The following is a 12,493-nucleotide window of genomic DNA, read 5'->3' on the forward strand; positions in this document are numbered from 1 at the left end:
GCGGCTTTAATTTGGACACATTACTGAAAGCCCCCTGCCCTGATATGCGGCGCATGAGCGCTCTGGACCTGGCGTTTGTGGGCGACGGAGTGTACGACCTTTTGGCAAGAGAATACCTTTTGCAGGAGGGGCCAAGCCCTGTGAAAAAGCTCCACGTCCGCAAGACGGCCCTGGTCTGCTGCAAGGCCCAGTCAAGGGCTCTGGCGGGACTTTGGGAGGGCCTGTCCCAGGAGGAGCGGGAGATAGCTTTAAGAGGGCGCAACGCCCATGTGGGCCATGTGCCCAAAAACGCGGATATAGCCGACTATCACGGCGCAACGGCCCTGGAGGCGCTGTTCGGCTGGCTGTACCTTATAGGTGACATAGACAGGGCCAGAGAGCTCTTTCTCCTGGCGGTGGAGGTACTGGGCTAATATAGTAAACGCATTGGTGGCTGCGCCGCCTGGTTCAAAAGAAGTGTTTACCTCGTTTGAACTGCGTTAACTATTATTCTGAAGGGAGAGGGTAAGCATGGCTCATATAGCCAGGCAAAAGGATATTTTTCTGGATGTTTTGTTTATAACGGCGGGAGCCGCTGTGTACGCCACGGCGGTCACCGCCCTGACCGCGCCAAACAATATAGCCCCGGGCGGGGTGACGGGCCTTTGTACCATGCTGAACTTTATGTTCGGAACGCCCATAGGTCTTATGAGCTTTTTCATCAATATCCCCATAATCCTGTGGGCCGTGGTGGACATAGGCTATAAGCTGGTGGTGCGGACCATGGCGGCCATTGTGCTGTCGTCCCTGTTCATCGACCTTTTCACCGGCTTCATGCCCGTGTACAGCGGAAACCCCATACTGGTGGCGGTGTTCTCCGGGGTGTGCGAGGGCCTGGGGCTGTCGCTGACCTTTATCCGGGGCGCTACCACTGGGGGCACCGATATGGTGGCAAGGCTCCTGGAGCGCCGTCTGCCCCATATGTCCATGGGCAAGCTGATGTTGGCCCTGGACGGCGTGATAGTAGCCCTGTCGGCGGTGGTCTTCGGCAGCATTGAAAACGCCATGTACGCCTGTATCGCCATCTTCATCAGCACCAGCGTGATCGACAAAATACTCTACGGCACGGACCTGGGCACAGGAAAGCTTTTCTATGTTATGAGCCCCAGGGTGCGGGAGATGGGAAAACGGGTCATTGAGGAGCTGGACCGAACGGTGACCTACCTTGACAGCCACGGGGGCTACAGCAACGAGTCTGGCGAGACCATGCTCTGCGTGGTGCGCCGGTTCGAGGTCTACCAGATACAGGCCATAATCAGGGAGGAGGACAAGGACGCCTTTGTGATCGTGGGGGACGCGGGCCAGATAACCGGCGAGGGCTTCAGGCCCATGCGCCCGGACGATAAGTCGCTGAAAGAGCTGCTGGGCGAAATAAAGAAAAAGTAGCGCGAAGCGTGAAGGGGTCAAGGGGAGTTATGCTCCCCTTGCAGGGTTTGGGGCAGCGCCCCAAGGTCTGCGCTGAGAGCGAAGCTCGAAAAAGCAAAGGTCCGGCTGTAAGCCGGACCTTCGCCCGCAGACAAGGCAGACAAGTTAGTACAGCTCGTCCTGCTCCTGCTCATAGCTGGATTTCTGGTTCTTGGACTTCTGGTTCTGGCTCTGAGAGTTCTGCTTGTTCTGAGAATTCTGAGAGCGGCTGTTCTGGTTGTTCTGATTCTGCTGGTTCTGGGAGTTATTCCTCTGCTGGTTCTGGTTCTGATTGTTCTGATTGCTGCTCATAACAATGACTTCCTTTCCTGCAATGATGACGAAGCTGAAGCCCTCCACAAGGCCCTGATTTTTTGGGCGGTGTGGACGTCTTCCAAAAGGTATTGTAGACAGGTTGGGCGGGATTATGCGCAGGGTGCAGGGAAATTTAATTTTGACGGAGGGCGTCAAATGAGTTATTATAAAAAGATGATGGGTAAAAATATATACCTCGCGCCAATAGACCCAAGGGAGACCGACAGCTTTATCAAGTGGATGAACGACAGAGCAGTGGCGGAGCCCTTTGGCGAGTATGGAAATACAATATCCTCCAAAGACGATTTAAAGTGGATATATGAGCCCCCGGCGCATATGCAGCGGTATGCAATAGTGCTTACAGAAGACGATGAGCTGATAGGCAGCATAAGCATACACAATATCGACCACCTTAACCGCAACGCCTTTTTGGGCATTTTTATCGGCGATGAGAAGCATCGTGGCAGGGGCTATGGCCGGGAGGCCATAGGGCTGGTACTGGAATACGGTTTTAAGACGCTGAACCTGCACAATATTATGCTCTCGGTCCACGCGGATAACCACGCGGGGATAGCCTGCTATAAAAAAGCCGGTTTCCGCGAGGACGGGCGGCTGCGGGAGTGGGTATATAAGGACGGCAGATATGTGGACAAGCTCTATATGAGCATTATGGAGCACGAATTTTTGAACTGAGGTGGTATGATGTCCCTGCCCGAAGAATTCCTCAGCAGGATGAAAACTCAGCTCGGGTCCGAGTTCCCGGACTTTTTAGACTGCTATGGCCGCCCGGCATACCGGGGCGTGCGGCTGAATACATTGAAGTGCGGCGTGGGTTTGCTAAAAGAAAGTCTGCCCTTTATGCTGACAGCTTCTCCCTTTTCAAGATTTTCCTTCTACGCGGACTATGAGGGCGGCTTTGGCAGGCTCCCGGCCCACCACGCCGGGATGTTCTATTCACAGGAGCCCTCGGCCTCCTCGGCGGTGACAGCCCTGGACCCAAAGCCCGGGGAGCGCATTTTGGACCTCTGCGCCGCCCCGGGGGGCAAGGCCACCCAGATAGCCGGGGCTATGGAGGGCAAAGGGCTGCTCTGGGCCAATGAGCCGGTAAGGCAGCGGGCTGGGGCGCTGCTGTCGAACCTGGAGCGCATGGGGGCCGTGAACGCCGTGGTTTCCTGCGCCTACCCCCAGCGGCTCTGCCCGGGGCTTGCGGGTTACTTTGACCGGGTGCTGGTGGACGCGCCCTGCTCCGGGGAGGGTATGTTTAGAAGGGAGCCCCGGACCATAGAGGAGTGGTCCCCGGAGGGGGTGAGGGCCTGCGCCAAGCGCCAGCTTGCCATTCTCGACCAGGCGGCCCTGACCGTAAAGGAGGGCGGAGTGCTGGTCTACTCCACCTGTACCTTCTCCTATGAGGAGAACGAGGGGACCGTTAAATGCTTCCTTTCGGCCCACCCGGAATTTATAGCTGAGAGGATACCCCATGAGTTTGGACGGGAGGATATGGCCGGCGGGCTTGGCCGGCGGATATATCCCATGGAGGGGGGCGAGGGTCACTTTGTGGCCCGCTTTAGGCGCGTGGGGGAGAATATATGCAGGGCCGGGGAGTATAGGGATCTCCTAAAGGGGGGGCTTGCGGCCCAGGCTCAGAGGCTTCTGGAGGAGCTCTTTCCCGGCGATAAAAGCGGCCTGGGGCTGGCCCGAGCAGGGGACAAAATATTCCTTCTGCCAGAGAAGCTGCCGGAGCTTTCGGGGCTGGGGGTGCTCCGGGCCGGGGTGGAGCTCTTTGAGGTGAGAAAGGACCGGCTTGAGCCTTTACACGGCGCGTTCATGTGCCATGGGCCCTGCCGGAACACCCTGGAACTACCCATAGACGGCCCGGAGATACTGGCGTACCTTCGCGGCGAGGAGCTGGACTGTGAGGGCGGCGGGTATACGGCGGTGTGCGTGAACGGCGTTGTCACCGGCTTTGGCAAGGCCTCTGGAGGACGGCTGAAGAACCGCTATCCCAAGGGGCTCAGGAACCGGGGCTAGAGCCTTATAAACCCCTCTGTATAGTCCCGGCCCGTGGGCTGTATTGTGGGCGCGGCAAGGGCATAGAGGTCGTCCGCAAGGGCCTCCAGCCTGAAAATATCCTGGGCCCCGTGGGAAAGCCGACCGATATCCGAGCTTCTGACCACCACCGGCAGGCGGGAGGCTTTAAGAAGCTCAAGGCCCTTTTTTGTGCCGCCCAGGGCCCTAAGATAAGGCGGCAGCCCCATAAGGGGCGCCCTTACCCCCAGGAACGCCCAGAGGACCAGCCGGCGCACACGGGCGTGGGAGACCCGCTTGACCTTTGTGAGGACGTACAACTCTTCTAAGGAGCGGGCCTGTCCCGCGGCCCGGAACAGCCGGTGCTCGATACCCTCGGAGAGGTCCGGCAGGGCGGCGAGTTCCTCCTTCGGCATGGCCCGCAGCCTTGAGAGAATTGCCCGCTCAAGATACGCGATATCCGCCAGCCGCCCCTCCCGCCGGGCGGCTTCAACGCACCGAAGGGTGCTCTCGGGCACAAGGCCGTGAAGGTCCCCGCCGGAGAGGGCCCGCCGCCTTATCTCGCTGCCGGAGAGGGGGCCGCTTTCTCCCCCAGCTTCATCATGCCCAGCGCCCTCCCGCTTTATGGCGGTGGGCTCAAGGGCCGCGCCCTGGCACAGTATGGCCTTGCAGTATTCTATGCCCAGGTTTGCGTTTGGTCTGGACAGGGCAAAGCCAGCTTCACTGCCCAGCAGCTTCTCTATGGCCAGCTGCCGCCGGGCGGCAAAGCCTAGGTTTGGGGGGCCTTCCCCGAGGGCCTGGGAGAACTCCTCTGAGAGCAGGGCCTCCGCTATCCTTTGCAACAGATCTATGTCAGGGACCTCGCTGCCAAAGCACAGCGGTCCGGCTCCCAGGGCGGCGGCCAGAGCCACGCCACCCCCGGCGAACCGCTCCGCCCCGGCGCAGGCCCAGCTGAGGGGCAGCTCCACCACTAGGTCCGCGCCGTTTAAAAGGGCCAGCCGGGCGCGCTCCCACTTGTCCAGCATAGAGGGGCCCCCCCGCTGGACAAAATTGCCGCTCATGACGCATACCACCGGGTTCCCGAAGGCCCGGGCCCGCTCTAAAAGGAGCCTATGGCCGTAGTGCAGGGGGTCGAACTCGCAAATAATGGCAGAAAGGGCATTTTTCTGTGGCATTTTCTGTAAAACTCCTTGAATTTTTCAATATTGTATAGTATAATGTGATATGCGCAGATAATATGGTTGAAGGTCTTAACTGTATCTATTATACGAAATTATTGTCTGAAAGGAAAGAGAGATATGAAAATTCTTGTAATCAATGCGGGCAGCTCCTCGCTCAAATATCAGCTTATCGATATGGACGGGGAAAAGATGCTCTGCAAGGGCAACTGCGAGCGCATAGGCCTTGACGGGGGCATCTTTACCCACAAGACCGCCGATGGCAGGGAGCTGCATAAGGACGTGGACATGCCTGATCACACCGCCGCCTTTACCCAGGTGAAGGACGCGCTGCTGGACCCGGAGAAGGGCGTTATAAAGCACCTCAGTGAGGTGTCTGCCATAGGCCACAGGGTGGTCCAGGGCGGGGCCATCTTCCACCAGTCCTGCCTTGTGGACGACAAGGTGATAGCGGATATCGAGAGTCTTATTCCACTTGCCCCCCTACATAACGGAGCCCATGTACAAGGCATCAAGGCCTGCCGGAACCTGTTCGGCGAGGAGGTCCCCGAGGCGGTGGTCTTCGACACCTCCTTCCACGCCACCATGCCCCCGAAGGCCTATATGTACAACGTCCCCTACGAGTATTACGAGAAGTACGCCGTGCGGCGCTACGGGGCCCACGGCACCTCCCACCGCTATGTAAGCGCGCGCTGCGCAGAGCTTATGGGCAGGGACATAAAGGACCTGAAGATAATCACCTGCCATTTGGGCAACGGCTCCTCTATAACAGCCGTGGACGGCGGCAAGGTCATCGACACCAGCATGGGCCTGACTCCTCTTGACGGCTTCATGATGGGCGGGCGCACAGGAACCCTTGACCCCTCGGTGGTCACCTTCATAATGGAGAAGGAACAGCTGTCTCCCGCGGAGATGGACCAGATAATGAACAAGAAATCCGGGCTTCTGGGCATTTCCGGCGTGTCCAGCGACGATAGGGATGTCACCGCCGCCCGCAAGGCCGGGAACGAGAGGGCGAAGCTGGCCCACGACATTCTGGAGTATCAGATATCGAAGTTTATCGGCGGCTATATGGTGGCCCTGGGCGGCTGCGACGCCATGGTATTCACGGCGGGCGTGGGCGAGAACCAGTGGATGCACCGCTGGGAAATCGGGAAATACCTGGAGTTCCTGGGCGTGAAGCTGGACGAGAAGCTCAACGAGGAGACCATCCTTGGCAAGGAGGGGAAAATATCCACCCCCGACAGCAAGATACAAGTTTACGTCATACCCACCAACGAGGAACTGGTGATAGCCAGGGACACGAAGGCGTTGGTCGAGGGGCAGTGAGCCGGTGCCAGCCGGCCGCGCGAACCCTCAATAGGGGTAATTGAATATTTAGGTGAGTTTTGACAGGAGCGTCCGCGTGGGGTGGGCGCTTTTGTCTTGGTTTGGGGCATGGTTACTGGTATACGGAGTGGGCGGTACATGGAAAGAATCATACTGCCTATACCGGGGGATTTCATGCCGAAAATGGGGAATAGGCAAAATGATACTTTTGGAGCATATGGGCTTCTTGATATACGCCAGAACAGTGATAAAAAATAACCCCCAGAAACCTTATGATTTCTAGGGGGTTAGACTTGGCGGAGCCAACGTCTTATGGAGCTGGATGTCGGAATCGAACCGACCACCTCATCATTACGAGTGATGTGCTCTACCGAATGAGCTAATCCAGCACCAAACATATCATATTATACACCCTTTTGTGGCATACGTCAAGCCAAATCTTACCCTGCTGTCACATTTTTCTCCGCCCGGCATATCCTGTATAAGAGGAATATAGCAAACGCACTTGAAAATCATTATTTCCGATTTTCAAGTTGCGTTTACTATATTATGAAAGGGGGACAAGACCATGAAGCAGGAAAGCTCGTTATGGGCGCCATCGCCCCAGGCGGGCTCGGAGGATGTGCTGAGGCTCTTGGACGAATCCCACAGGCTCCTTTCGGCCATACTTCTGGGCGTCATTATGCAGATGCGCTCTCTGGAGCTGGAGCGCTGCCGGCTGCTGGGGGCGCGGGTCCAGGGGGTGGAGCAGTTGCAGCTTTCAGCTTCCCTACTGTCCGTATGGGCCCTGATGGGCTTTAACCGTCAGGCCGGGGAGTTATCTGACCCATGTGACCAGACCCTGGGTTCCGCAAGCCTTACCATCGGCCTGATACGCCTGATGAAGCTGCTGGCCCCGGAACAGACCCTCCAGGAGGAAGTGGTTGAATTTGCAGAGCCTGACGGCTTGGGATAAGCCCTGCTCACACATCTGAATAAAGCTTCTCGTAGACCTGCCAGTTCTTTGTGACCTTCTTCACATAGGCTGCCGTCTCCGGGAAGGGTATACTTTTTAAGGTGCGCCCATCATTGGAGTGCTCCGGCTCCATAAGCCATCGGTCAACATTGCCAATCCCGGCATTGTAGGCGGCGAGGGCCACCTCCGGCGCGGCATAGTGGTCTAAAAGCCGCCTTAGAAGGGCGCAGCCGCAGTGCACGTTGTCGTCTACGTCATATCTGTCCAGGCCACCGTTCTCCGGCGGATGCTCCTCTGCCATCCAAAGGAAGGTCTCCTCGGTCAGCTGCATAAGCCCCATAGCCCCTGCCCTGGAGCGGGCATTGGGGTCAAAGCCGCTCTCCGCCTTTATGACGGCATAGACCAGCTCCGGGGGCAGGCCGAATTCCTCCGCCTCCCTGCCCACCGTCTCGCTAAACCGGCAGGGGTACATCTGACGGAGCGCCCAGCCGCTTATTTTTGGGGCGTTCAGCGCTGCGGCCACGGCCAGGACCGCCAACGCCGCCATCACCGGCAACAGCCATTTCCTTCTTCTTTTCATCCGACTGCCCCCTTCAGCTCTGCGCATATCCGCTCTATTTGGGGCTCTAAGGTACCGCCGCCGTTGTCAACTATATAGTCCGCCCGCGCGGCATAGAAGCCCTCGGGCTGCTGGGACCGAAACCTCTCCAGCGCCCGCTCCCGGGTAAGTCCGTCCCGCTCCAGAACCCGCCGCAGCCTTATGGCCTCCGGGGCGGTCACGGCGAGTATCTTCCGGCATATCCTGTCAAGACCCGCCTCGAACAGGGTGGGCGCGTCCAAAAGCATCGGGCCGGAAAGTCCAGAGTCTTTCAGGCTCTTTAGCTCCCGCCGGACCGCCCGGAGAATGGGGGGGAAGGTTATCTCGCCCAAGAGCTCCACGCCCTCCGGGTCCCGGAAGGCCCGCGCCGCCAGTTCCCGCCGGTCCAGCTTACCCATCGGGGCCACCTCTGACCCGAAGGCCCTGCAAAGCTTTTCTATACAGTCCGCGTCGTATACGTCGTCGCGCCGGGTCAGTCCGTCGCAGTCTATCAACTGGAAACCCCGATTTACAAGTTCTGCCGCCACGGTGGATTTTCCCGCGCCGCTGGGCCCTACCAGACCCACTATCATGGGTCCCGGCAGCTTTTCAATACAGAACCCGGCGGCTCGGGCCAGCCGGTTGTACACGGCAAGGCCTACCCCCGTCCTGCCTGGCAGCTGGGCGAGGGCCCTTTTGGCCCCTAACTCATCCAGACGGTGCAAAGCGTAAAACAGCCGCCTTGCCTGGGTCTCCCGGTCATAGCGGGGCCCATAGGCTAGGGCGGGCATTTTCACCTCTGCCGCCGTCTCGTCAAAGCACAGGGCGTATGTGCCCTGTGTTTCCCCGAGGCTGTTTACATACTCTATATATTCCTCAGGCGAGCCGTCAATCACCTCTATCCGGGCCCTGGGGGCGTAGTGCTTATACTTCATCCCCGGGGACCGGGCGGGCTCTCCGGGCTTAAGCTCCCCTATAACGGCAGGGTCTACCTCAAGCTCCCCCAAGACGGAGCGAAGCTGCCCCTCTGTGACCCCGCCGGGCCGCAGGAGCCTGGGCACATCCCCGCAGAGGGACACCACCGTGGACTCTACCCCCACCTGGCAGTCGCCGCCGTCCAGCACCGCGTCCACCAGGCCCGAGAGGTCCTCATAGGTATGGGCGAAGGTGGTGGGGCTGGGCCGTCCTGAAATATTTGCCGAGGGCGCAGCCAGAGGCACGCCTGCCGCGTTTATAACGGCTCTCGCCGCCGGGTGTGACGGACAGCGCACAGCCACGGTATCAAGCCCGCCGCTGGTCTCGTATGGCACCAGCGGCGACTTTGGCAGTATTATGGTCAGGGGGCCGGGCCAGCACCTCTCCGCCAGCTTCAGAGCTCTCCCGGGCAGGGAGCTCACCAGCGGGGCCCACTGGCTGACCTCTGTGATGTGCACTATCAGCGGGTTGTCCCCGGGCCTGCCCTTGGCCTTAAAAATCCCCTTAACGGCCTCGGGGTCCAGGGCGTTGGCCGCAAGGCCGTATACCGTCTCGGTGGGTATGGCAACTAAGCCCCCGGCCCGCAGTATCTCGCCGGCCCGGGCGAAGCCCCCCTGGCTGTCGCGCAGTATCTCCGTTATCATGATACGCTCTCCCGCAGCTTTTCGGCCCGGTCGGCGGCGATTAGGGGGTCGATAAGAGCGTCCAACCCACCGGCCAGCACCTCCTCCAACTTATAGAGGGTCAGGCCTATCCGATGATCCGTCACCCGGGACTGGGGGAAGTTATAGGTGCGTATGCGCTCGGAGCGGTCCCCGCTGCCCACTTGGGAGCGGCGGGCCTCAGCCACCTCGCTGCTCTGTTTCTCCTGTTCGCGGTTTAGGAGCCGGGCTCTTAATACCTTCATGGCTTTGTCCTTATTCTTATACTGGCTTCGCTCGTCCTGGCACTCCACCACCATCCCTGTGGGCAGGTGGGTGATGCGTATGGCCGAGGAGGTCTTGTTGATGTGCTGGCCCCCGGCTCCGCTGGAGCGGAAGGTGTCTATCTGCAGGTCCTTGGGGTCGATGTCTATCTCTACCTCCTCCGCCTCCGGCAGCACCGCCACCGTGGCGGCGGAGGTGTGTATCCGGCCCTGGGTCTCGGTTTCGGGCACCCTCTGGACCCGGTGGGCCCCACTCTCAAACTTCAGCCTGCTATAGGCCCCCTGGCCGTCGATAAGAAAGCTGACCTCCTTAAAGCCCCCCAGCTCCGTCTCGTTAAGGGAGACTATCTCCGTGCGCCAGCCACGGCCCTCGGCATAGGCGGTGTACATCCTATAGAGGTCATAGGCAAACAGCGCCGCCTCCTCACCGCCGGTGCCGCCGCGTATCTCCACTATTACGTTCTTTTCGTCGTTGGGGTCTTTGGGGAGCAGCAGCAGCTTTATCTCCTCGGAAAGCTCCCCGGCCCGCTGGGTATTCTCCCGAAGCTCCTGCTGAGCCAGCTCCCGAAGCTCCTTGTCAGAGGACTCCAGCAGCTCCTTTGCGTCCTCTATGGCCCCTTCGCACTGCCTATACTCCCGGTACGCCGTAACTATTGGCTCCAGCTCCCGGCTCTCCTTCATAAGGGCGGTAAAGAGGGCGGGGTCCCCGGCACTCTCCGGGTCATAGAGCTTTTCCGAAAGCTCCTCATAGCGGTTCTCGAACACCTGCAAATTCTCAAACATCGATTTTCCTCACTCCCGCAGGAACGCCGCGTCCCTCTCGGGCACGCCGCCCTCGTCGGTTACATAGCGCTCCACCCGCATATGCAGGTCGTATTTTTCCCGAAGCCGGGTTATCTCGTCCATCATTGGCGTGGCGTGGTGAGCGTCTATGGCCGCCTGATCCCGCCAGCTGTCGATGAGGAGCACTGTCCCGGGGTCGTCCACGGGTATGAAATACTCATACCTGAGGTTTCCCTCCTCGGTGCGGATACGGTCCACAACGCCAGTTTCTGTCATCTCCCTAGCGAACTCCCCGGCGCTGCCGTCCTTGCCCGTATAGTATATATTGACAGTAATCGCCACTCTATTCACCTTCCCGGATTATCTTCTTTATATTCTTCTCTATCTTGCGCCTTGAGACCATGACCTCCCGGCCGCAGCCTGTGCATCTGAGCTTAAAATCCATCCCTGCCCGCAGCACCAGGAACTCCCGGCTGCCGCAGGGGTGGTTCTTCTTCATCTGTAAGCGGTCGCCCACCTGTACGTCCATACTATTCCGCCGCCTCCCTAATCAGAGGGCGGCGTGGCCGCCAGGCCCCCGGAGAAGTTCTTGGGGGCGGGCTCGTTCTGGGCTATGGCCTCCTGGGCGCTGCCGATGGTCACGGCCATGGTATAGCTGCCGATGACCCAGCAGGCCTCTCCCGCCGAGCCCGGTATGCTCACGGTAACCGGCACGTCCACGCTGCCGGAGCTGGCCGTCACGTTGCTCATATCCACCTGCACCATTACAGAATCCCCGGTAAGCTTGTTCACGTGGGCTTCGGGTCCGGCCACCGCCACGTCCAGGGTCTTGGCAATGGGCAGGGCCGCAAGCTCGCCTGTGGGGCCGTTTATCACCTGGATATTGTCCTCGGGCACGGTTACCGTCTGCTGCCGGTAGCCGTTAAGGTTGATGGTCACCGTCACCTGGCTGATGGTGTTTGTGCCGGTGTTGGTGATGTCCCTGGTGTTCTGGGGTATGGGTATCTCAAAGCTCCTTGTCACCGTGCCGTGGCTCAGGTCCAGCTCGGCAAAGTCCATCACGTTGTCCATACGTATCTCGGAGACGCTCCCCAGAGCCTCGGCGGAGCCGGCCAGATCGATGCTCTCGGGCTCCACGGTAATGCGGCTGTCGGAGAACTGGGCGGGCCTGTGGGCCAGAGTGACCACCACCGGCACGGTCTTCTTTGGGTATACGGGCACGGTTACCTGCACCGTGTCCACGTCCATGGTGAGGTACATCCCCGCCGTGTCCTTGACCTCCAGGCCGTCCTGGTCGTATAGCCGCACCGGGCAGGTGAGCTCCTCGTTCTCTCGGAGGGGACTGTCTATATTGTACACCACCGCCGCCCTGCTTATCTTGTTCACCGAGGACTCAGGCCCGCTGATGGTGACCTTCTCCTCAGAGAGCACCGGCGTGCCCGGATAGAATCCTGTGCCCACGGTGAAGCTTATCTGGGGCTCTACGTTGAGGGCCACCTCCTTATAGCGGTCGTACTCCAGGGTGATCTCCTCGGGGCTCATGGAGACCACCTCATAGTCGGAATAGGTGGACTTCTTTGCCACGCGCACCTGGGCCGAGGCCTTCTGGGTGGTATTGCCGGTGAGCTTGGTGGAGGTGGGGTTAAGGGCCGCTGTGACCTCGAAATCCTCCGCCGAGAGCTTAGAGGTTATCATATTGCTGCCCGAAACCTCTATATCCACCGTCTGATAGCTGGAACCCCAGACCCTAAGCCCGTCGGCCTGGGCCTCGGGGGAGAGGGTGAACTCTATGGGTACGTCGTAGACCGTGCGGTTCAAATCGCTGCTGCCCGCGGCGGTGATGAACCAGCCCACCAGCGCCGCTATAAAAGAGCAGGCCAGCACGAAGCTGTTGTGGTATATGAGCCCCGAGAGCCTGAAGCGGCGCTTTTGCTGACGCTCCGGCCCCCGGTCCTGCTCCTCGGTATTTTTTCTTGTGTTCACAGCCC

The 12,493-nt window shown here is 59.5% G+C and carries 14 protein-coding genes and 1 tRNA gene; 6 read left to right on the forward strand and 9 right to left on the reverse strand.

What is annotated here, in order from left to right; all coding sequences use genetic code 11:
• Positions 1-11 precede the first annotated feature (11 nt).
• Together ADH66_RS02680 and ADH66_RS02685 are read left to right on the forward strand one after the other, a co-directional pair.
• Positions 12-413, forward strand: a complete 402-nt coding sequence (locus tag ADH66_RS02680; protein WP_084384275.1) for a Mini-ribonuclease 3 — start codon at positions 12-14, stop codon at positions 411-413.
• Between the two features lie 97 nt (positions 414-510).
• Entirely contained in the window at positions 511-1,425 is a 915-nt protein-coding gene (locus ADH66_RS02685; RefSeq protein ID WP_066535989.1) for a YitT family protein, read from the forward strand.
• 144 nt (positions 1,426-1,569) lie between these two features.
• On the opposite strand, the gene ADH66_RS02690 is transcribed toward ADH66_RS02685, so the two are convergent.
• A complete protein-coding gene (locus ADH66_RS02690; RefSeq protein ID WP_066535986.1) occupies positions 1,570-1,755 on the reverse strand; it encodes a hypothetical protein in 186 nt (61 codons plus the stop codon).
• 159 nt (positions 1,756-1,914) lie between these two features.
• On the opposite strand from ADH66_RS02690, the gene ADH66_RS02695 reads away from it, so the two are divergent.
• Positions 1,915-2,451 (forward strand): GNAT family N-acetyltransferase, encoded by a 537-nt coding sequence (locus tag ADH66_RS02695; protein ID WP_066535983.1) that lies wholly within the window; start codon positions 1,915-1,917, stop codon positions 2,449-2,451.
• Between the two features lie 9 nt (positions 2,452-2,460).
• Positions 2,461-3,786, forward strand: a complete 1,326-nt coding sequence (locus ADH66_RS02700) for an RsmB/NOP family class I SAM-dependent RNA methyltransferase (protein WP_257789559.1) — start codon at positions 2,461-2,463, stop codon at positions 3,784-3,786.
• Here ADH66_RS02700 and ADH66_RS02705 read toward each other — a convergent pair.
• Positions 3,783-4,958, reverse strand: coding sequence for a tRNA(Met) cytidine acetate ligase (locus tag ADH66_RS02705; RefSeq protein ID WP_066535974.1), 1,176 nt, complete (start codon positions 4,956-4,958; stop codon positions 3,783-3,785). The genes ADH66_RS02700 and ADH66_RS02705 overlap by 4 nt on opposite strands.
• A gap of 123 nt (positions 4,959-5,081) precedes the next feature.
• On the opposite strand from ADH66_RS02705, the gene ADH66_RS02710 reads away from it, so the two are divergent.
• The gene (locus ADH66_RS02710; RefSeq protein ID WP_066535971.1) at positions 5,082-6,290 is read left to right on the forward strand and encodes an acetate/propionate family kinase; all 1,209 of its coding nucleotides are present in this window, start codon (positions 5,082-5,084) and stop codon (positions 6,288-6,290) included.
• A gap of 313 nt (positions 6,291-6,603) precedes the next feature.
• Here the strand turns inward: ADH66_RS02710 and ADH66_RS02715 are convergent.
• Positions 6,604-6,679, reverse strand: a tRNA-Thr gene (locus ADH66_RS02715).
• A 179-nt stretch (positions 6,680-6,858) separates the two neighbouring features.
• Here ADH66_RS02715 and ADH66_RS02720 point away from each other — a divergent pair.
• Positions 6,859-7,245, forward strand: coding sequence for a hypothetical protein (locus ADH66_RS02720; protein ID WP_066535969.1), 387 nt, complete (start codon positions 6,859-6,861; stop codon positions 7,243-7,245).
• A gap of 7 nt (positions 7,246-7,252) precedes the next feature.
• Here ADH66_RS02720 and ADH66_RS02725 read toward each other — a convergent pair whose 3' ends face one another.
• The 6 genes from ADH66_RS02725 to ADH66_RS02750 are packed head-to-tail and all read right to left on the reverse strand — an operon-like array spanning position 7,253 to position 12,488.
• Positions 7,253-7,825 (reverse strand): lytic transglycosylase domain-containing protein, encoded by a 573-nt coding sequence (locus ADH66_RS02725; RefSeq protein ID WP_066535968.1) that lies wholly within the window; start codon positions 7,823-7,825, stop codon positions 7,253-7,255.
• Positions 7,822-9,441, reverse strand: coding sequence for an L-threonylcarbamoyladenylate synthase (locus ADH66_RS21460; RefSeq protein WP_066535965.1), 1,620 nt, complete (start codon positions 9,439-9,441; stop codon positions 7,822-7,824). The genes ADH66_RS02725 and ADH66_RS21460 overlap by 4 nt, the downstream gene beginning before the upstream one ends.
• On the reverse strand, positions 9,438-10,505 hold the full coding sequence (prfA, locus tag ADH66_RS02735; RefSeq protein ID WP_066535963.1) for a peptide chain release factor 1: 1,068 nt from the start codon (positions 10,503-10,505) through the stop codon (positions 9,438-9,440). Before prfA ends, ADH66_RS21460 begins: the two co-directional genes overlap by 4 nt.
• A gap of 9 nt (positions 10,506-10,514) precedes the next feature.
• On the reverse strand, positions 10,515-10,847 hold the full coding sequence (locus tag ADH66_RS02740) for a putative quinol monooxygenase (protein ID WP_066535961.1): 333 nt from the start codon (positions 10,845-10,847) through the stop codon (positions 10,515-10,517).
• A gap of 1 nt (position 10,848) precedes the next feature.
• The gene (locus ADH66_RS02745) at positions 10,849-11,034 is read right to left on the reverse strand and encodes a DUF951 domain-containing protein (protein WP_066535958.1); all 186 of its coding nucleotides are present in this window, start codon (positions 11,032-11,034) and stop codon (positions 10,849-10,851) included.
• 17 nt (positions 11,035-11,051) lie between these two features.
• Positions 11,052-12,488, reverse strand: a complete 1,437-nt coding sequence (locus ADH66_RS02750; RefSeq protein WP_066535956.1) for a CdaR family protein — start codon at positions 12,486-12,488, stop codon at positions 11,052-11,054.
• Between the last annotated feature and the right edge of the window lie 5 nt (positions 12,489-12,493).

The sequence above is a fragment of the Acutalibacter muris genome, assembly GCF_002201475.1.
Lineage (GTDB): Bacteria > Bacillota > Clostridia > Oscillospirales > Acutalibacteraceae > Acutalibacter > Acutalibacter muris.

What these genes read in the sequence shown, in the direction of transcription:
- ADH66_RS02690 (WP_066535986.1), bottom strand. Translation starts at nt 1,755, where the DNA reads ATGAGCAGCAATCAGAACAATCAGAACCAGAACCAGCAGAGGAATAAC.
- ADH66_RS02695 (WP_066535983.1), top strand. Translation starts at nt 1,915, where the DNA reads ATGAGTTATTATAAAAAGATGATGGGTAAAAATATATACCTCGCGCCA.
- ADH66_RS02710 (WP_066535971.1), top strand. Translation starts at nt 5,082, where the DNA reads ATGAAAATTCTTGTAATCAATGCGGGCAGCTCCTCGCTCAAATATCAG.
- ADH66_RS02745 (WP_066535958.1), bottom strand. Translation starts at nt 11,034, where the DNA reads ATGGACGTACAGGTGGGCGACCGCTTACAGATGAAGAAGAACCACCCC.
- ADH66_RS02700 (WP_257789559.1), top strand. Translation starts at nt 2,461, where the DNA reads ATGTCCCTGCCCGAAGAATTCCTCAGCAGGATGAAAACTCAGCTCGGG.
- ADH66_RS02685 (WP_066535989.1), top strand. Translation starts at nt 511, where the DNA reads ATGGCTCATATAGCCAGGCAAAAGGATATTTTTCTGGATGTTTTGTTT.
- prfA (WP_066535963.1), bottom strand. Translation starts at nt 10,505, where the DNA reads ATGTTTGAGAATTTGCAGGTGTTCGAGAACCGCTATGAGGAGCTTTCG.
- ADH66_RS21460 (WP_066535965.1), bottom strand. Translation starts at nt 9,441, where the DNA reads ATGATAACGGAGATACTGCGCGACAGCCAGGGGGGCTTCGCCCGGGCC.
- ADH66_RS02725 (WP_066535968.1), bottom strand. Translation starts at nt 7,825, where the DNA reads ATGAAAAGAAGAAGGAAATGGCTGTTGCCGGTGATGGCGGCGTTGGCG.
- ADH66_RS02705 (WP_066535974.1), bottom strand. Translation starts at nt 4,958, where the DNA reads ATGCCACAGAAAAATGCCCTTTCTGCCATTATTTGCGAGTTCGACCCC.
- ADH66_RS02720 (WP_066535969.1), top strand. Translation starts at nt 6,859, where the DNA reads ATGAAGCAGGAAAGCTCGTTATGGGCGCCATCGCCCCAGGCGGGCTCG.